17 protein-coding genes are annotated in these 18,768 nt (G+C 72.4%); 9 read left to right on the plus strand and 8 right to left on the minus strand.

Annotated elements, in window-relative coordinates; translation table 11 throughout:
* The gene (locus tag ACSDG8_RS22920) at positions 1–297 is read right to left on the minus strand and encodes a DUF1540 domain-containing protein (protein WP_043328704.1); all 297 of its coding nucleotides are present in this window, start codon (positions 295–297) and stop codon (positions 1–3) included.
* A gap of 60 nt (positions 298–357) precedes the next feature.
* Positions 358–975 (minus strand): DUF4126 domain-containing protein, encoded by a 618-nt coding sequence (locus ACSDG8_RS22925; protein ID WP_210893849.1) that lies wholly within the window; start codon positions 973–975, stop codon positions 358–360.
* Positions 976–1,046: 71 nt separating this feature from the next.
* Here ACSDG8_RS22925 and nucS point away from each other — a divergent pair, with 71 nt between their 5' ends.
* Positions 1,047–1,706: an endonuclease NucS gene (gene nucS / locus ACSDG8_RS22930; protein ID WP_210893851.1), complete on the plus strand. Its 660-nt coding sequence runs from the start codon at positions 1,047–1,049 to the stop codon at positions 1,704–1,706.
* Between the two features lie 9 nt (positions 1,707–1,715).
* On the opposite strand, the gene ACSDG8_RS22935 is transcribed toward nucS, so the two are convergent.
* Positions 1,716–3,218: an aldehyde dehydrogenase family protein gene (locus tag ACSDG8_RS22935; protein ID WP_210893854.1), complete on the minus strand. Its 1,503-nt coding sequence runs from the start codon at positions 3,216–3,218 to the stop codon at positions 1,716–1,718.
* 218 nt (positions 3,219–3,436) lie between these two features.
* Here ACSDG8_RS22935 and ACSDG8_RS22940 point away from each other — a divergent pair, with 218 nt between their 5' ends.
* From ACSDG8_RS22940 to ACSDG8_RS22970, 7 genes are all read left to right on the plus strand, one after another.
* On the plus strand, positions 3,437–3,874 hold the full coding sequence (locus ACSDG8_RS22940) for an FHA domain-containing protein (protein ID WP_210893855.1): 438 nt from the start codon (positions 3,437–3,439) through the stop codon (positions 3,872–3,874).
* 180 nt (positions 3,875–4,054) lie between these two features.
* Complete coding sequence (locus ACSDG8_RS22945) at positions 4,055–5,119, plus strand: alpha/beta fold hydrolase (RefSeq protein WP_210893857.1); 1,065 nt, start codon at positions 4,055–4,057, stop codon at positions 5,117–5,119.
* A 123-nt stretch (positions 5,120–5,242) separates the two neighbouring features.
* Positions 5,243–7,033: a 3-hydroxyacyl-CoA dehydrogenase family protein gene (locus ACSDG8_RS22950; protein ID WP_210893859.1), complete on the plus strand. Its 1,791-nt coding sequence runs from the start codon at positions 5,243–5,245 to the stop codon at positions 7,031–7,033.
* 41 nt (positions 7,034–7,074) lie between these two features.
* The gene (locus ACSDG8_RS22955) at positions 7,075–7,569 is read left to right on the plus strand and encodes a SigE family RNA polymerase sigma factor (protein WP_439427233.1); all 495 of its coding nucleotides are present in this window, start codon (positions 7,075–7,077) and stop codon (positions 7,567–7,569) included.
* A complete protein-coding gene (locus tag ACSDG8_RS22960; RefSeq protein ID WP_439427234.1) occupies positions 7,566–8,645 on the plus strand; it encodes a hypothetical protein in 1,080 nt (359 codons plus the stop codon). The genes ACSDG8_RS22955 and ACSDG8_RS22960 overlap by 4 nt, the downstream gene beginning before the upstream one ends.
* Before the next feature lie 115 nt (positions 8,646–8,760).
* Positions 8,761–9,087, plus strand: coding sequence for a hypothetical protein (locus ACSDG8_RS22965; protein WP_374223586.1), 327 nt, complete (start codon positions 8,761–8,763; stop codon positions 9,085–9,087).
* Between the two features lie 67 nt (positions 9,088–9,154).
* Positions 9,155–9,964 (plus strand): alpha/beta hydrolase, encoded by an 810-nt coding sequence (locus ACSDG8_RS22970; RefSeq protein ID WP_439427235.1) that lies wholly within the window; start codon positions 9,155–9,157, stop codon positions 9,962–9,964.
* A 4-nt stretch (positions 9,965–9,968) separates the two neighbouring features.
* Here the strand turns inward: ACSDG8_RS22970 and ACSDG8_RS22975 are convergent, their stop codons facing one another.
* The 5 genes from ACSDG8_RS22975 to mce all read right to left on the minus strand — a co-directional run bounded on the left by ACSDG8_RS22975 (position 9,969) and on the right by mce (position 17,463).
* Positions 9,969–11,246: an AI-2E family transporter gene (locus ACSDG8_RS22975; RefSeq protein WP_439427236.1), complete on the minus strand. Its 1,278-nt coding sequence runs from the start codon at positions 11,244–11,246 to the stop codon at positions 9,969–9,971.
* Between the two features lie 310 nt (positions 11,247–11,556).
* The gene (locus tag ACSDG8_RS22980) at positions 11,557–13,656 is read right to left on the minus strand and encodes a hypothetical protein (protein ID WP_439427237.1); all 2,100 of its coding nucleotides are present in this window, start codon (positions 13,654–13,656) and stop codon (positions 11,557–11,559) included.
* Between the two features lie 172 nt (positions 13,657–13,828).
* On the minus strand, positions 13,829–15,079 hold the full coding sequence (locus tag ACSDG8_RS22985) for a DivIVA domain-containing protein (RefSeq protein WP_073830529.1): 1,251 nt from the start codon (positions 15,077–15,079) through the stop codon (positions 13,829–13,831).
* Between the two features lie 264 nt (positions 15,080–15,343).
* Positions 15,344–16,699 carry a crotonyl-CoA carboxylase/reductase gene (gene ccrA, locus ACSDG8_RS22990; protein ID WP_210893871.1) on the minus strand — a complete coding sequence of 452 codons (1,356 nt, stop codon included), beginning with the start codon at positions 16,697–16,699 and terminating at the stop codon, positions 15,344–15,346.
* Between the two features lie 299 nt (positions 16,700–16,998).
* Positions 16,999–17,463: a methylmalonyl-CoA epimerase gene (gene mce / locus ACSDG8_RS22995; RefSeq protein WP_210893873.1), complete on the minus strand. Its 465-nt coding sequence runs from the start codon at positions 17,461–17,463 to the stop codon at positions 16,999–17,001.
* A 61-nt stretch (positions 17,464–17,524) separates the two neighbouring features.
* Here mce and ACSDG8_RS23000 point away from each other — a divergent pair, with 61 nt between their 5' ends.
* Positions 17,525–18,718: an acetyl-CoA C-acetyltransferase gene (locus ACSDG8_RS23000; RefSeq protein WP_210893875.1), complete on the plus strand. Its 1,194-nt coding sequence runs from the start codon at positions 17,525–17,527 to the stop codon at positions 18,716–18,718.
* The last annotated feature ends 50 nt before the right edge of the window (positions 18,719–18,768 follow it).

An 18,768-nucleotide genomic window follows, 5' to 3' on the forward strand; every position in this document is an offset into this window, starting at 1 on the left:
TCAGCGGCTCTGGTAGGTCATGCAGTCGGCCATGTCCATGTCGGGGCCGACGGTGATGGCCGGGGCGTGACACTCCAGGTCGGCGTTGTGCCGGCAGTCGGCGCGCGAGCACGCCCCCACCTGGGCGACCAGCTGGTCGAGGCCGCCGCGCACCGGCATCTCCACGAACGTGTGGCAGTGCGCGTGGTCACTGCTGCCGATCGTGATGGCGAAGGCGTGGCAGTCGTTCGTGTGGTTGTAGGCGCAGGATCGGACGGCGCACTCCTGGACCCGGGGCATTTCCAACGACGCGGTCATCTTCCCGTACCTCCTTGGGTGTCTTGCCCTGATTTTAGAGGTTTCGGGAGTCGGCGCGGGTCAGACGCGGAAGCCGGCCGCGCGGGCGGCGGCGCGCTCCCGTCGCCGCTCCCGGCGGCGGCGGAACAGCCAGGGTACGAAGAACACCAGGCCGAGCAGGAACACCAGCACCAGCACCGGCAGCAGCAGCGCCACCACGGACATGACCACGCTCGTCGCGTCCTCGGCGGTGCTGGCCACCGGCGCGCCCACCCCGGCGGTGGTCGCGTTGATCACCGGCCGGGCGGCGGCCTTGAGCAGGTGCACGCCGAGCGCGATGAGCACGCCGACCACCACCGGCACCCACTGGTGCGTGGAGAAGAACGTGTCCGGGTCGCTGACGGTGACCGTCTCCGAGCCGGCGCCCGCGCCGAACGCGAGCCCGCCGGCGGTCGGCCGGACCACCGTCTGCACCACGTCGTTGACGTGGTCGACCACCGGCACCTTGTCGGCCACCGTCTCGACCACGAGCAGGACGGCGAGGATCAGCACCACCCAGCCGTTGCCGAGCCACTGCCAGCCGCTGGGCAGCTCGACCAGGTCGGTGCAGCGGGACAGCAGACCCATCAGCAGGAGGGGGATGTAGGCGTTCAGGCCCGCCGAGGCGGCGAGGCCGGAACCGGTGAGGACTTCGAGCACGATCTCAATATGGCACCGGTACGCCAGTGGCGCTCGTCGGCGTCTGCCGAGGGCTCGGCTACCCTCGTCGGGTGCGGTTGGTGATTGCGAAGTGCTCGGTGGACTACGTCGGACGGCTCTCGGCTCACCTGCCGCCGGCCACTCGGTTGCTCATGGTGAAGGCGGACGGCTCGGTGTCGATCCATGCGGACGACCGGGCGTACAAGCCGCTGAACTGGATGAGCCCGCCCTGCCGGCTGGAGGAGGCGCCCGGCGTGTGGCGGGTGGTCAACAAGGCCGGCGAGGAGCTGCGCATCACCCTGGAGGAGATCTTCCAGGACACGTCCTACGAGCTGGGCGTGGACCCGGGCCTGCGCAAGGACGGCGTCGAGGCGCACCTGCAGGAGCTGCTGGCCGCGAACCCGGAGACGCTGGGGGAGGGCTTCACGCTGGTCCGGCGGGAGTACATGACCGCGATCGGGCCGGTCGACCTGCTCTGCCGGGACGCGACCGGCGGCGCGGTGGCGATCGAGGTGAAGCGGCGCGGCGAGATCGACGGCGTGGAGCAGCTCACCCGCTACCTGGAGCTGATGAACCGCGACCCGCTGCTCGCGCCGGTGGCCGGCGTGTTCGCCGCGCAGGAGATCAAGCCGCAGGCGCGGGTGCTCGCCACCGACCGCGGGATCCGCTGCGTGGTGGTCGACTACGACAAGCTGCGCGGCATCGAGCGCGACGAGCTGACGCTGTTCTGAGGCGCTGCCTCAGCGGCCCCGGCCGTACATCAGCTTGGCGATCTTGATGATGCGGGCGACGTCGGCCGGGGTGCGTTCGAACGTCATCGCCGGCAGCAGCGAGCGGGCCCGGCGGCGGGTGACCGACTTGGGGCGGCCGAACTCGCGGAGCCCCTCCTCGCCGTGGATGCGGCCGATGCCGGACTCGCCGACGCCGCCGAACGGCAGCGTCGACATGCCGGCGAAGGTCAGCGCCGAGTTGACCGAGGCCATCCCGGAGCGCAGGCGCCGCGCGACAGCCACCGCCCGCGCCCGGCCGAAGACCGAACCCCCGAGCCCGTACGGCAGCGCGTTGGCCCGCTCGATCGCCTCGTCCACGTCGCGGACCCGGTTCACGACGAGCGTCGGGCCGAACGTCTCCTCCCGCACGGCGGCCGAGTCCTCCGGCACGTCGACAAGCACCGTCGGGTGCACGTACGGCGGCTGGACCACCTCCGGGCCGCCGAGCACCGCCCGGCCGCCGCGGCTCAGCGCGTCGTCGATGTGCCGGCGGATGATGTCGATCTGCGACGGCATGGTGATCGGGCCGAGGTCGGTCCCGTCGGCGCCGACAGTGAGCCGCCCGGCCTTCGCCACCACCTTCTCCACGAAGGCGTCGAAGACCTGGTCGACCGCGTAGACCCGCTCGATGCCGATGCAGGTCTGGCCGGCGTTCGTCATCCCGCCCCAGACGCACGCCTCCGCCGCGGCGTCCAGGTCGGCGTCGCTGTCCACGATCATGGCGTCCTTGCCGCCGGCCTCCAGCAGCACCGGGGTGAGCGTCTCCGCGCAGGCGGCCATCACCCGCTTCGCGGTGGCGGTCGAGCCGGTGAAGGCCACCTTGCCGACACCGGAGCGGCACAGCGCCGCGCCGACCGCGCCGAAGCCGTGCACCACCTGGAACACCGGCTGCTCCGGCACCACCTCGGCGAACCGGTCGACCAGCCACTGGCCGACCGCCGGGGTGTACTCGCTCGGCTTGAACACCACGGCGTTGCCGGCCGCGAGCGCGTACGCGGCAGAGCCGATCGGGGTGAAGACCGGGTAGTTCCACGGGCCGATCACGCCCACCACGCCGTACGGCTGGTATTCCAGGTGGCCGCTGAACTCGGCGAGGACCAGGCGGGAGCGGACCCGGCGCGGTCCGAGCACCCGCTGCGCGTTGCGGGCCGCCCAGTCGATGTGCTCCAGCGCGGTGAGGATCTCCACGACGGCGTCACCGACCGGCTTGCCGCCCTCGGTGTGCATCAGGTCGGCCAGTTCCTCGATCCGCCGCGCGAGCACGCCGCGCCAGCGCTGGAGCCGGTCCCGCCGGCCGGCGAAGCCGAGCCCGGCCCACCAGTCGCCTGCTTCCCGGGCGCGCTCGACGGCGGCGCGCACGTCAGCCTCGGCCGCCAGCGGGAACCGACCGGCTTCAGCGCCGGTGGCCGGGCTGGTCGACACCAATCGACCCTCGGAAATGAGCGGGGCGCCCGGCACATGCACAGCGGTCATGGCCGAAGTCTAGACCCGAAGATTACTCGCCGGTAGGTGCGCAGGGCCCGTACGCTGCGCGGACGATCAGCCCGTCGCATCGACGGAGGTGCCGTCCGAAACGGCGAACGGGAGATGACCGGCCGGGGTCGCGGGGGTGACCGCGCGGTGGTGCAAGCCACTACGGTGAGGTGGCAGGCTGACGCCGCGGGGCGATGTGGGGTGGAGGTCGACTGTCCATGGAGGAGCATCCTGAGCTGATGCCGTTGCTGACGGTGTCCGGCGGGGCGATGCGAGGGCTCACCTTCAGGGTCGGCCGGGACGCGCAGGTGATCGGCCGTGCGCCGAGCGCCGACATCGTGCTCGCCGATCCGCACCTGAGCCGGCGGCACGCCAGCGTCCGGGCCACCCCCGAGGGGGTGCTGCTCACCGACCTCGGCTCGACGAACGGCACCTGGCTCAACGACACCCGGATCACCGGCAGCGTGCCGATCGCCGACGGGGACGTGGTCCGCCTGGGCCGCACCGACCTGCGTCTCTACGACCCGGGCGTGGCCCGCACCGACCCGGTCGGGATGAGCTTCGGCGCGCTGCGCCGCGACCAGCGCCCCACCCTGCCGTTGCCGGTCCCGGCGCCCCGCCAGCCGATCGAGGCGCAGCCGGCCGACGTCAGCTAGACCTCCGGGGCGCTCCTAGGCCCGGTCGATCATGAAGTTGGCGGCGTTCTGCGTCCGATATGTCGCCGCCAACCTCATGATCGACGCGGTAGAGGGATGGTCCGGCGCCCACCTCCGGGCGGGCCGGTGTGTCGGTGGGGCACATGGACCGAGGGCCGGTGCCCGTGCCAGCATGCGCGGATGCGCAGCGCACGGCAGACGGTCCAGGCCAACGGCATCACCCAGGCGGTCCGCGTGGCCGGTCCGCCGGACGGCGTACCGGTCCTGCTGGTGCACGGCAACGTCTCCTCCTCCGCCTTCTGGGAACCGCTGCTGGCCCGGCTGCCGGAGACGCTGCGGGTGGTCGCCCCGGACCTGCGCGGCTACGGCGAGACGGACACCGCGCCGGTCGACGCCACCCGAGGGCTCGACGACTTCGCCGACGACGTGGCCGCGCTGCTGGACACGCCGGGGCTGTTCCCGCCCGGCGCCCGGCCGGTGGTGGTCGGGCACTCGCTCGGCGGCGGGGTGGCGATGCGGCTGCTCGTCGACCACCCCGGGCGGGTGGCCGGGCTGCTGCTGGAGGCGCCAGTGTCCCCGTACGGCTTCTGCGGCACCCGGGACCTCGACGGCACCCCCACCACGCCCGACTTCGCCGGCACCGGCGCCGGCGGCGCGAACCCCGACTTCGTGGCCCGGCTCGCCGCCGATGACCGAGGCGCGGACGGCCCGACCAGCCCGCGCGCGGTGCTGCGTGCCGCGTACGTGGCCGACCCGGCCTCGCTGGGCGAACACGAGGACCTGCTGCTGGAGAGCATGCTGACCACCGCCACCGGGGACGACAACTACCCGGGCACCGCGGCCGCGTCGGAACACTGGCCGGGGACCGCCGCCGGGCGGCGCGGCGTGCTCAACGCGCTGGCCCCGGCCCACTTCCGGCTCGCCGACGAGCTGGTCGCCGTGCCGGTCAAGCCGCCGGTGACCTGGGTACGCGGAGACGCCGACGTGATCGTCTCGGACACCTCACTGTTCGACCTGGCGTACCTCGGTCAGCTCGGTGTGGTGCCCGGCTGGCCGGGTGAGCGGGAGTGCCCGCCGCAGCCGATGGTCGGGCAGACCCGCGCGGTGCTTCAGCGGTACGCGGCGGCCGGCGGGACGTACCGCGAGGTGGTGCTGCCCGGCTGCGGGCACAGCCCGCACCTGGAGCGGCCGGCGGAATTCGTCGCCGAACTGCTGGCGCTGGCGGGGGAGAACGCCACCGGCTGAGGCGCGGTGCGTGAAATATCCCACGGCGTCTCGACAACACAGCGTCACGTGGCAGACTCCGGCGCATAACCTTAGCGGCCGTTCATGTCGCGGACGGCGGAGTCGAGCCAGGGGAGGCCGGTCGTGGCGCGGGAGTTCACCAGGGTAGGCGTGGTGGGTCTGGGCACCATGGGTGCCGGCATCGTGGAGGTGTTCGCCCGCAACGGCCTCGACGTCACAGCTGTGGAGATCTCCGAGGCCGCCCTGGAACGGGGCCGGATCACGCTGACCGGCTCCACCGACCGGGCCGTCGCCAAGGGCAAGCTCGCCGAAGCCGAGCGGGACGCGCTGCTCGCGCGGGTCGACTTCCGGGTCGGGCTGGACGCGCTGCACGACGTGGACCTGGTGATCGAGGCGGTGCCCGAGCACCTCGACCTCAAGCAGCGGATCTTCGCCGAGCTGGACCGGGTCTGCAAGCCCGAGGCGATCCTGGCCACCAACACGTCCTCGCTCAGCGTCACCGAGATCTCCGTCGCCACCTCCCGGCCAAACCAGGTCATCGGCATCCACTTCTTCAACCCGGCCCCGGTGATGAAGCTGGTCGAGGTGGTCCGCACGGTGGTCACCTCCGCCGACGTGGTCGCCGACGTGGAGGCGCTCTGCGAGCGGCTCGGCAAGGTCGACGTGACGATCAGCGACCGGGCCGGCTTCATCGCCAACGCGCTGCTGTTCGGCTACCTGAACCACGCGGTCGGCATGTTCGAGGCCCGCTACGCCACCCGCGAGGACATCGACGCCGCCATGAAGCTCGGCTGCGGCCTGCCGATGGGCCCGCTGGCGCTGATGGACCTGATCGGCCTGGACACCGCGTACGAGATCCTCGACACCATGTACCGGCGCGGCGGCCGGGACCGCCGGCACGCCCCGGCCCCGCTGCTCAAGCAGATGGTCACCGCCGGGCTGCTCGGCCGGAAGTCCGGTCGCGGCTTCTACACCTACGAGCGGCCGGGCTCGCCGAAGGTCGTACCCGACGAGTACACGCCGGCGGCCGGGGACGCCGCGCTCGCCGACGGCGCCCGGGGCATCGCGAAGGTCGGCGTGGTCGGCTCCGGGACCATGGCCACCGGCATCATCGAGGTCTTCGCGAAGGCCGGCTACGAGGTCATCTCGGTGACCCGGGGCGCGGAGAAGTCCGCGAAGGTCTGCGAGGCGGTCAAGACCTCGCTCAACAAGGGTGTGGTGCGGGGCAAGCTCAGCGAGATCGACCGGGACGCCGCGCTCGGCCGGATCACCTGGTCCGCGACGCTGGACCACCTGGCCGACGTCGACCTGGTGGTCGAGGCCGTGATCGAGGAGCTGAGCGTCAAGAAGGCGCTGTTCGCCAGCCTCGACGAGATCTGCAAGCCGGGCGTCGTGCTCGCCACCACCACCTCGTCGCTGCCGGTGATCGACGTGGCGATGGCGACCCAGCGTCCGGCCGACGTGATCGGCCTGCACTTCTTCAACCCGGCGCCGATCATGCCGCTGGTGGAGATCGTGCAGACCATCCGCACCTCCGCCGAGACGTCGACCACCGCCCGCGCGGTCTGCGCGAAGCTCGGCAAGACCGGCGTGGTCTGCGGCGACCGGTCCGGTTTCATCGTCAACGCGCTGCTCTTCCCGTACCTGAACGACGCGGTGAAGATGCTGGAGGCCAGCTACTCGACCGCCGACGACATCGACTACGCGATGAAGCTCGGCTGCGGCTACCCGATGGGCCCGTTCGAGCTGCTCGACGTGGTCGGCCTGGACGTCTCGCTGGCCATCCAGCGGGAGCTGTACCTGGAGCTGCGCGAGCCGGGCTTCGCCCCGGCGCCGCTGCTGGAGCATCTGGTCACGGCCGGCTACCTGGGCCGCAAGACCGGCCGCGGCTTCCGCGACCACACCCGGCGCTGATCCCGGTCAACGCCCGGCGGCGGTGACGGCGTCTTCCGGGTGTGACATTCGAGGAGTACGTCGGCAGCCGCGGTCCGGCGCTGTTGCGCCTGGCCCGGCTGCTCACCGGCGACGCGCACCGGGCCGAGGACCTCACGCAGGACGTGCTGGCCCGCGCGTACGTGCACTGGCGGAAGATCGCCCGGGTCGACCGGCCCGACGTGTACGTGCGCCGGATGCTGGTCAACGCGAACACGTCCTGGTGGCGGCGGCGGTCCAGCCGCGAGCTGGCGGTGGACACGTTCGCCGACCGGCCCCAGCGCGGCGACCTCGGTGGCGAGGCGGCGGAGCGGGACGAGATGTGGCGGCTGATCCGCGCCCTGCCCGACCGTCAGCGCGCCGTGCTGGTGCTGCGCTACTACGAGGATCTGGACGACGCCACGATCGCCCAGATCCTCGACTGCTCCCCGGTCACCGTCCGCACCCACGCGATGCGGGCGCTCGCCCACCTCCGGGAGCGCTGCGGCGTCCCGACGACAAAGGGGAGCCGGCCGTGACCGACCTCGACGAACGGATCGCCTCGGAGCTGCGGGAGCAGGCCGAGGGGGAGATCGACACCGGACGCCTGCTGCGCGGCTCGCGCGCGCTCGGCCGGCGCCGGCAGGTACGCCGCCGGGCGACCGCCGGCACCGCGCTCGCCCTGGTCGGCGTGCTCGGCTTCACCGGCGCGGTACGCGCGGACCTGGGCGGGCTGGCCGGGCGGATGCCCTGGACTGCCGCGACCCCGGAGGCGGCGCCACCCCCGATGCCGCCGCTCGCCGACGGGGTGCCCGGGGCGCTTCAGCGTCCCGATCTGGTAGGCACCGATCCGCAGGTGCTGCACCTGGGCGTCGACACCACCCGGGCCCGCTACCTGGGCTGGTCCGTCCACAGCTCCAACCGGGTCGAGTCGATCCGGTTCAGCGTCGGTGACGGACACCCGGTCCTGCTCGAGGTCAGCCCGGTGGCGAAGGCTCTCGACAACACTTCGATCGACGGCTTCCCGACGCAGGCCGTCAGCGGCCGGCTGGCCTTCGACGGTGGCGTGCTGCGCGTCGCCGGTACGGACGGTCTGGTCACGTCGTGGCAGCCGTTCCCCGGTCTCTACGCCCGGGCGGCGACGCTCCGCGGTGACGTGGCCGCCCTGAAACGGGTCGCCGGCCTGGTGCGCTGGGACGAAGCCCGGCGATGCACCGGGCCGGTGCGGCTGACCACGTTGCCGGCGAACGCGGCGGTGACCAGTTGCTCGGTGGACGCGGCCGCCTTCCCGAAGAGCCTCACGGCTCAGCTCACCGTTTTCCGGGAACCGTCCTCGACCATGTGGATGAAGCTGATCTACGGGGCGGAGATGGGGGAGGACACGGGCCGCGCCAGCAACCGCGACCTGGGTGGCCGTCCGGGCTTCCGGTATCCGGACGGCAACCGCCTGGAACTGCTCGGCCTGCCCAAGGTGCGGTTGACAGTCGACTTCGCCTGGCCCTTCCCCGGCTACGGACCCCCGGGCCAGGTGAACTTCGCCGAGGCCGACGCGGCGACCGTGCTCGCCGGGACGCAGGTGGCACAAGACCTAACCCGCCCGCAGACCTGGCCCTGACCGACCGCGCGAGCGATCTTGGTACGGAACTGCCCCTGAGAGGGCGTACCCGTACCAAGATCGCTCGGTTTCGGGGCACCGGCGGTGGGGTGGGGAAGGGCCGTAGGCTGGGATCGTGAGCCCCCGTCGCAACCGTCCCCGCCGGGACGAGATCGCCGCAGTGGACGGCGAGCGTGCCCGCCACGGCGTGCCGACCGTGCAGCAGTGGCGCGACGGCGACTGGCAGGTACGCGCGATCAGCGGCGGCGCGTCAGCCAAGACGTACCGTTGTCCCGGCTGTGACCAGGAGATCCGTCCGGGCGTGGCGCACCTGGTGGCCTGGCCGGCCGACGACCGGGGCGACCTGACCGACCGCCGGCACTGGCACTCCGGCTGCTGGCGGGCCCGGGACCGGCGTGGCCCGAACCTCCAACGCGGCCGGGGCGCCCCGCGCTACGGCTGAGCGATCTGGATCACCCGGTTCCCGTCCCACTGGGCGGTAGAGCCGCCGACACGGGAGACTGGCAGGCGTGAGCACTCCGATTCGCGCGTCGTCGATCCTGCCCGGCCGCCGGGAGGACATCGAGCTGCACACCGCCGACGGGCTGACGCTCGTCGGTGAGCTGGCCCGGCCGCTGGAGCGCGAGCCGTCCGCCACCCTGGTCTGCCTGCACCCGCTGCCCACCCACGGCGGGATGATGGACAGCCACGTGTTCCGCAAGGCGGCCTGGCGGCTGCCCGCGCTCGCCGACCTGGCCGTGCTCCGGTTCAACACCCGGGGCACCAGCAGCGTCCGCGGCACCAGCGAGGGCGCCTTCGACGGCGCGGTGGGCGAGCGGTTCGACGTGGCTGCCGCGATCGAGTACGCCGAGTTCCACGAGCTGCCGAACATCTGGCTGGTCGGGTGGTCGTTCGGCACCGATTTGGCGTTGAAGTACGGCTGCGACCCGGCGGTGGCGGGCGCCATCCTGCTCTCCCCGCCGCTGCGCTTCTCCGCCCCGGAGGACCTGGCGGTCTGGGCCGAGTCCGGCAAGCCACTCACCGCGCTGGTCCCCGAGTTCGACGACTACCTGCGGCCGGAGGAGGCCCGGCAGCGCTTCGCCGCCGTGCCGCAGGCCGAGGTGGTCGGCGTGGACGGCGCCAAGCACCTCTGGGTCGGCGACGCGGAGAAGGCGCTGGACGAGATCGTCCGGCGGGTCGCCCCCGGCGTGCCGCTTCCGCTGCCGACGACCTGGGACGGCCCGATGGAGACCGGCGACGTCAGCGCGTACGCGGACCGCACTGTCGCCGCGTTCGCCGACACCCCGGTGCCCGGCCCGGCCCAGCAGCGCGCCGAGTAGCGGCTCAGCGGGCGTCCTGGCGGGGTAGCACCACCTCGCGCAGGATCAGCTGCAACGCGGCCACCATGGGAATCGCGATGAGCGCACCCACCACGCCGAACAGCGACACCCCGAGCAGCGCCGCGAGCAACGCGGCCACCTCGTTCACCGACACCGCCCGGCGCATGATCTTCGGGTAGATCAGATAGTTCTCCACCTGCTGGTAGATCACGAAGAACACCAGGCAGGCGATGCCCACCGGCAGATCGGTGGCGAGCCCGACGAGCGTCACCACCACCGCGCCCAGCGTCGCCCCGATCTGCGGGATCAGGTCGGTCACCGCGACCACCACGGCGAGCGCGAACGGGTACGGCAGGCCGACCGCGAGCGCGAACACGAACGTGCTGACCCCGGCCAGCACCGCGATGGCGAGCGCGCCGACCATGTACGCGCCGACCCGGGTCAGGATCTCGTCGCCGATCAGGCGGACCCGCTCCCGGCGCGAGCGCGGCGCCAGCGCGTACCCGAGTTCGCGCATCCGGTCGAAGTACGCCAGGAAGTAGATGGTGAGCACCAGCACGGTGAGCAGGCGGAAGAGCGTGCCGAAGATCAGTTGTGCCCCGCCGAGCACACCGCCCAGGGCCCGCTCGACGTTGTCCGCGTTCGCCGCCGCCTGGACCCGCTCCATCACGTCGTACCGGATCACCAGGTCGTTGACCGTCTGGTTGCGCCGCAGCTCCTCGACGTAGCCGGGCAACTGCTGGATGAACTGGCCGGACTGGGTCACCACCGGCGGCACCAGGGCCAGCAGGCCGGCGACGATCAGCAGCAGCAGGGTGAGTGTCACCACCGCCACCGCCAGCCCGCGCGGCAGGCCCCAGCGGCACAGCCGGACCACCGCCGGGTGCAGGCCGACAGCGAGGAACAGCGCGATCACCACGAGCACCAGGACGCCGGCCGCGTTCCGCACGCCCAGGAACAGCGCGTACGCCAGCAGCACGCCGAGCGCGCCGGTGAAGCCGATCAGGAAGGCGCTGCGCTTGAGCGGGCGCCCCGGCACGCCGAACCGGCCGCTCGGCTCGAACTCGCCCGGCTCGACGTCGGCGGGTCGCTCGCTGCCGGCGTCCGTGCCGGTTCGCGGGCTGCCGGCGGTGCTCGTGGCGTCGCGCGGCTCGCTGCTCGTGTCCGTGCCGGTTCGCGGGCCGCCGGCGTTGCTCGTGGCGTCGCGCGCGGGTTCCGTCTCGCCGGTGGGGTTCACGGCCGCGGCCTCGTCATCCCGGGCGGCGGAGCCCTCCTGCGACACCCGTGCCTCCCGGCTTCCGCGCTGACCGGCTCGCCCGCCGCCGCCGTCCACGGCCGACACACGGCCCTCTGCCCGCAGGGTAGTCGCCGCCGCCCGCCCAAACCATCCCACCACCACTTCCCGCCGGGCCGTCCGGGCGGGCCGCCCCGGCCCGCGCCGCCCGCCAGATCGGGGTGGTGGTGTGGTTCGGGTGGGTGGGATGCCGCCACCTCCCCGAGGTGGCGTTGGGTGCGCCAGTTCGGGGTGGTGGTGTGGTCCGGGTGGGTCGGATGCCACCACCTCCCCGAGGTGGCGCGGCGGAGGCGGGTGATCAGTCCTTGTCGACTGTCACCGTGCTGGGCTTGGCGCTGCGCTCGTCGGTGGTGGGCTTGGTCGGGCGCTTGCCGTTCTCACCGGTGCTGGTGATCTTCGTGGGGGTGGCGCCGCGCCCGCCCTCACCCGGCACGGCGGCCACCGTGGGCTCGCCGTCGACGCCCGCGCCGGCCGGGGAGTCCATGGTGGTCACCGGCTCGCCGACCGGCTTCGCCTTGCCCGCCTCGGCGGGCTCGCCGTCACCCTTGGCCGGCCCCGCGCCGTTGGGGACCGCGGTGGCGGTGCCCTTCGCGGCCACCGGCGCGCCGCTGCCGGCCGGGGTGTCGTCGGCGGTCTCCGTGCCGCTGCTGACCGGCGTGCCCTCGCCCGCCGGCTTGCCGTCGTCAGAGGACCGGCCGGTAGAGGCGGCGGTGGCGAGGTCGTCCGGATCGACCGGAGTGGCCGTGATGCCGGCCGAGCCGGCGTCGCGCCGCAGGTCCGTGAGCTGTCGCTGCAGGTCGTCGGACTCCTGCCGCGACTTCCACGTCTCGCTGCGCAGGTCGGCCAGCTCCTGCTGCGCCTTGGCGATCTCCAGCATCACACCGGCGAGCTGCTGCCGGCCGGCGGCCACCTCCTGCTGGGTCGCGGCCAGGTGCTGCTGGGTGGTGGCGAGGTGCTGCTGGGTCGTGGCCGCGTACTCCTCGAACTGGCGGCGCGAGGCCGCGACGTGCTCGTCGGCCTTGCGGCGCTGCGCGGTGGCGTCCTCCTCGGCCCGGCGCAGCAGCTCGGCGGCCTCCAGCTCGGCCTGCTGCCGCATGCTCAGCGCGTCGGCCTCGGCGGCCTGCCGGACGTCGGCGGCGGTGCGCTCGATCTCGTCGCGGCGGGTGGTGTACGCCTGCTCCAGCTCCTCCTGCCGCTTGGCGTGCTGCTTGTCCAGCTCGTCGCGGCGCTTGGCGAACTCCTGCTCGGCGGCGGCCCGGCGCTGGGCCAGCTCCTGCTCGGCGCCGTCCCGCCGCTCGGCGACCTCCTTCTCCACCCCGGCCCGCCAGGCGCCCAGCTCCTGCTGGGTCTGGGCGCGGGACTGCTGCACGTACGCCTCGGTCTCGGTGCGCATGCGCTGCACGTACGCCTCGACCTCGGCGCGGTTGCGCTTGCCCGCCTCAGCGGCCTCGGTGGTGAGCCGGTTGGCCTCCGTGCGCGCCCGGCCGCGGGTGGCCTTGGCGGCCTCCTCCGCGTCGTCCACGATCTTCTTGGCCTCGGCCAGCGCCTTGGCGTGCGAGGCCCGGCCGGCCTCGGCGGCGGCGTCGGTGAGCCGCTTGGCCTCCTGCTGACCCTTGGCGTGCACCTCCTTGGCCGCCTCGCGGAGCTGGCTCGCCTCCTGCTGGGCCTTGGCCAGCGCCTCCTTGGCCGTCTCACGCAGCCGGGCGGCCTCCTGCTGGGCCCGGGAGTGGATCTCCTTGGCGGTGTCGCGGAGCTGGGTGGCCTCCTGCTGGGCCTTCGCCAGCGCGTCCTGGGCGGTCCGGCGCAGCTTCTCGGCCTCGTCCCGGGCGGCGGCACGCATTTTCTCCGACTCGTCCTGCGCGCTCTTGCGCAGCGTCGCCGACTCGTCCTTGGCGGCCTTGAGCGTCGCCTCGGCCTCGGCCTTGCGGGCGGCGGTGTGCCGCTCCTCCTCGGCCCGGCGGGCGGCCAGCGCGATCTCGAAGTCCTTCAGCGCCTGGGCGGCCTGCTCCCGGGCCTCCTCGACGATGTGCTCGGCGGCGGCCCGGCGGGCCTCGATTTCCTCGTTGGCGGCGGCGAGGATGTCGTCGGCCTGCTCCTCGGCCATGGTGAGGATCTGCTCGACGCGCGGACCCAGGTGCCGGAACGACGCCCGGTCCACCACCGCCGCCTGCTTGCGCACCTGGGCCAGGTCGCGCTGGAGCACCTCGACCTGACCGGCCAGCTTGTGGATCTGCGTGTACGCCTGTTCCCGCTCGGTGGTCAGCGCCGCGATCTCGTGCTCCGCGCGAGCGACGTAGCGGTCGACCTGCCGTTTCTCGTACCCCCGCAGGGCGGACTCGAAGCTGGGCTCCGTCGTCACGTCCCCGCCGAGCGCGAACAGTTCCTCGCCGTGCGACATGACCCCATCCTCACACGCATCCGGTTCTGCTGGGGCGATACGGACGCCCCTTCTGGGAGCTACTTCACCCTCCTGGCGAAACGGGCCCGCACAGCATGACGGCGCGAGGCGACACCGGTCACCCGGCGTCACCCCGCGCCGTGGCTCATGCCCCCGACAGCGGGTGAATCGGTCAGCCGGCCGACTCGGCCGTCACCTTCTGCCCGGAGGCGTCGGCCTTCGGGGTCTCGCCCTTGCCGCCGGCCGGGACGCCCGGCACGATGCCGGCCAGGCCGGACAGCATCTGCCCGAGCTGCGAGGTGACCGCGTCCTTCTGGCGGGTGAGGTCCTCGACCTCGCGGCGAGCGGCCTGCGTGGTCAGCTCGGCCTCGGTGCGGGCCTCGTTGAGCACCCGCTGCGCCTCGGCACGCGCCTCGTTGAGCGTCTTGTCGGCCAGCGCCTTGGCCTTGTCGACGGTCTCGTTGGCGGTGCGCTCGGACTCGACCCGCCGGGCCTCGGCCCGCTGCTCGATCTCCTTGGCCCGCTCCTGCGCGGCGCGCGCCCGCTGCTCGGCCTCGTTCACCAGCTTCTGGGTCTGCGAGACCTGGGCGGCGTGCCGCTCCGACTCCTCGCGCTCGGCCTTCTCGCGCCGCTCGGCGAGCTGGAGCTCCAGCGCCTGCAGGTCCTTGTCGCGCTTGTCGCGCGCGTCGGTGAGCAGCTTGGTCGCCTCGGCGCGCTTCTCCTCGGCCTCCCGGGCGGCCTTGGCCCGCTGCTGGGTGATCTCCCGCTCGGCGGTGGCACGCAGCGTGGCGACCTCCCGCTCGACAGTCGACTTCAGCTCGGCCACCTCGTGCGCGGTGACCGTACGCAGCTGCTTGGTCTCCCGGTCGGCGTCGGCGCGCAGCGTGTCGGCCTCGCGGCGGGCCTGCACCCGGACCTCGGCGGCCTCGCGCTCGGCGGCGGTACGGACGCTGCCGGCCTCGCGCTCGGCGGTGGCCTTCATGGCGGCCGCCTCGGCGCGTGCCTTGTCGGTGATCTCCCGCGCCTCGAGGCGGGCGGCGGAGAGGATGCCCTCCGACTCGCGCTTGGCCTCGTTGCGGTGGTCGTTGGCCTGCTCCTCGGCCAGCCGCAGGATCTGCTCGACGCGAGTGCCCAGGCCGGACAGGGTCGGCCGGCTGTTCTCCTCGAGCTGCTTGTTGGTCTCGGTGAGCTTCTGCTCGAGCGCGCTCTGGCGCTGCTCGGCCTGCCGCAGCCGGCGCTGAGCGTCGTTCATCCGCTGCTCGGCCTCGGCGCGGGCCTGCTCGGACTGGCTCAGGGCGGCGGTGAGGCGGCCGATGAAGTCGTCGACCTGGTTGGTGTTGTAACCGCGCAGGCCCACGGTGAAATCGGGCTGTGAGTTCGCGTTATCGAAGAACGCAAGAGGGGAGGACTGCTGCTGGGGCATTGGGACATACTGGCAGACGCCCCAGGGTGGTTCGCAAGAGCGGTGGGCACCTTTCGCGTCCTGTTTACATGGTCAACTCGGTCGGCCGGTGGGACCGGACCAAGTGGCGATCTTGGCAGGTCCCGGGCGGGTCGGACGGGTCGGGCTTCTGCGGGGAAGGCGGCGCGAAAAGGGCCGCGGGTCGGAACCCGCGGCCCTTTTGTGCGTACGCCGGTCGAATGGCGCCCGGGTCGGCCGGAAAGGCAATCCGGGACGGCCGTACGGTCAGTGGCCGCGGAAGCGGTTGATCGCGCTTTCGTGCCGCGAGCGCATCTCGGTGTCGCGGACGCCGAGACCGTCGGCGGGGGCCAGGCACCGGACGCCGACCTTGCCCTGGTGCGCGTTGCGGTGCACCTCGTACGCGGCCTGGCCGGTCTGCTCCAGCGAGTAGGTCTTCGACACGGTCGGGTGCACCTTGCCGAGCGCGACCAGCCGGTTGGCCTGCCACGCCTCGTGGTAGTTGGCGAAGTGGCTGCCGACGATCCGCTTGAGGTGCATCCACAGGTAGCGGTTGTCGTACTGGTGCATGTAACCGCTGGTGGAGGCGCAGGTGACGATCGTGCCGCCCTTCTTGGCGACGTAGACGCTGGCGCCGAACGTCTCCCGGCCCGGGTGCTCGAAGACGATGTCCGGGTCCTCGCCGCCGGTCAGCTCGCGGATGCGCTCACCGAAGCGGCGCCACTCGTCCTGGTCCTGGGTCTGCTCGTCGGACCAGAACTTGAACCCCTCGGCGGTGCGGTCGATGACCAGCTCGGCGCCCATCTTGCGGCACAGCTCGGCCTTCTCGGGCGAGGAGACCACGCAGACCGGGATCGCACCGCCGTTGAGCGCCATCTGGGTGGCGTAGCCGCCGAGGCCGCCGGAGGCGCCCCAGATAAGCACCACGTCGCCCTGCTTCATGTTCGCGCCGTGGTGCGAGACGAGCTGCCGGTACGCGGTGGAGTTGACCAGCCCCGGGCTGGCCGCCTCCTCCCAGCTCAGGTGGCGCGGCTTCGGCATCAGCTGGTTGGCCTTGACGATCGCCAGCTCGGCCAGGCCGCCGAAGTTGGTCTCGAAGCCCCAGATCCGCTGCTGCGGGTCGAGCATCGTGTCGTCGTGGCCGGCGGAGTCCTCCAGCTCGACCGACAGGCAGTGCGCGACCACCTCGTCGCCGGCCTTCCACTTGGTCACGCCCGGCCCGGTACGCAGGACTACGCCCGCGGCGTCCGAGCCGACCACGTGGTACGGCAGGTCGTGGCGGCGGGTCAGCTCGGAGAGCCGGCCGTAGCGCTGGAGGAACTTGAACGTGGGCAGCGGCTCGAAGATGCTGGTCCACACCGTGTTGTAGTTGATCGCGCTCGCCATCACCGCGACCAGGGCCTCACCCGGGCCCAGCTCGGGGGTGGGCACCTCCTGGACGTGCAGCGCCTTGCGCGGGTCCTTGTCGCGGGTGGCCATGCCGTCGAACATGCGGGTGTCCTCGGCGCGCACCACCACGCCCCGGTAGCTCTCCGGCACGGGCAGGCCGGCGATCCCGGCGAGCTCCCGCTCCGGCTGCGACGAACCCTCCGCCGCCATGATCGCTTCGAGGATGTCCTGCACGGTGACCTCCCGTTAGTCCGCACCCGCACACCGCGGGCAGGGGTGCTGCCATCGTCGGCGCCGGTGCGACGGGACCGCCATGTCGGCAATCGACACATTCCGGCACCGGTCGCGCTCCTGTCCGGCGGACGTTACTTAACGGTAGCTAAAGCGGGAAGCCCTCTGTGAAAAACTGCATCGGCCGATGCGTGGAGGTGTCCGTGGGAACGTGCAAGCGCGCACTGCCGCGCGCGTTCCCACTTGTTAGGAAGGGCCCCTTCTTAACAGACGTCTGTTAAGAAGGGGCCCTTCCTTGCGTCTCAGGCGGGCTGGACCAGCTCGATCAGCACGCCGCCGGCGTCCTTCGGGTGCACGAAGTTGACCCGGGAGTTCGACGTGCCGCGCCGGGGGGCGTCGTACAGCAGCCGAACGCCGCGCTCGCGCAGCGCCGCGCAGGCCGCGTCGATGTCCGCCACCGTGTACGCGACCTGCTGGATGCCCGGGCCGCGCTTGTCCAGGAACTTGCCGATCGTGGTGTCCGGGGACAGCGGCGCGAGCAGCTGCACCATGCCGCCGGAGGCGTCCGGCCCGACCGCCAGCATCGCCTCGCGTACGCCCTGCTCGTCGTTGGTCTCGGTGTGCACACAGCGCATGCCGAACGTGCGCTGGTAGAAGTCGATCGCGGCGTCCAGGTCGCCGACGGCGATCCCGACGTGGTCGATGCGGCGCAGGCCGATGTCTGTGACAAACTCGGCAGCGGGCTCGACGGGGGAGTTCTCAGCCATGACGCTAGTCTGACCGAACAATCGTTAAGGCGTACAGGTCGGCACCCCTCGGAGGCAGGCAATGGCTTCGGTGATCGTCAGCGGCGCGCGGACCCCGATGGGGCGCCTGCTGGGCAACCTCAAGGACCTCCCCGCGACCAAACTCGGTGGCATCGCGATCAAGGCGGCCCTGGAGCGCGCCGGCGTCGCGCCCGAGCAGGTCCAGTACGTGATCATGGGGCAGGTGCTCCAGGCCGGCGCCGGCCAGATCCCGGCCCGGCAGGCCGCCGTCGAGGCCGGCATCCCGATGTCCACCCCGGCGCTGACCATCAACAAGGTCTGCCTCTCCGGGCTGGACGCGATCGCGCTGGCCGACCAGCTCATCCGGGCCGGCGAGTTCGACGTCGTGGTGGCCGGCGGCATGGAGTCGATGACCAACGCGCCGCACCTGCTGCTCGGCCAGCGCTCGGGCTACAAGTACGGCGACGTGGCGGTCAAGGACCACATGGCCCTGGACGGCCTCACCGACGCCTGGGACTGCTGCTCGATGGGCGAGTCCACCGAGCGGCACGGCGCGAAGCACGGCATCACCCGCGAGGAGCAGGACGCGTTCGCCGCGGCCAGCCACCAGCGCGCCGCCGCCGCGCAGAAGAACGGGCACTTCGCCGACGAGATCACCCCCGTGGTCATCCCGCAGCGCAAGGGCGAGCCGCTGGTGATCAGCGAGGACGAGGGCATCCGGCCGGACACCACCGCCGAGTCGCTCGGCAAGCTGCGCCCCGCCTTCACCAAGGACGGGACCATCACGGCCGGCAGCTCCTCGCCGATCTCCGACGGCGCCGCCGCGGTCGTGGTGATGAGCAAGGCCAAGGCCAAGGAGCTGGGGCTCACCTGGCTGGCCGAGATCGGCGCCCACGGCAACGTGGCCGGCCCGGACAACTCCCTGCACTCGCAGCCGTCCAACGCGATCAACCACGCCCTGAAGAAGGGCGGCCTGAGCATCGACGACCTCGACCTCATCGAGATCAACGAGGCGTTCGCGGCAGTCGGCATCCAGTCCGCCCGCGACCTCGGGGTCGGCGCCGACAAGGTGAACGTCAACGGCGGCGCGATCGCGCTCGGCCACCCGATCGGCATGTCCGGCGCCCGGCTCGTGCTCACACTGGCGATGGAGTTGAAGCGCCGGGGCGGTGGCACCGGCGCGGCGGCGCTCTGCGGCGGTGGCGGGCAGGGCGACGCGCTGATCATCCATGTGCCGAACGGCGACGAGAGCTGATAGCTGATACCTGTGAGTGACGTACAGAACGCCCCGGCGGCGGCCACCGG

Origin of the sequence: Micromonospora sp. LA-10 (assembly GCF_051853095.1) — a bacterium.
Lineage (GTDB): Bacteria > Actinomycetota > Actinomycetes > Mycobacteriales > Micromonosporaceae > Micromonospora > Micromonospora echinospora_A.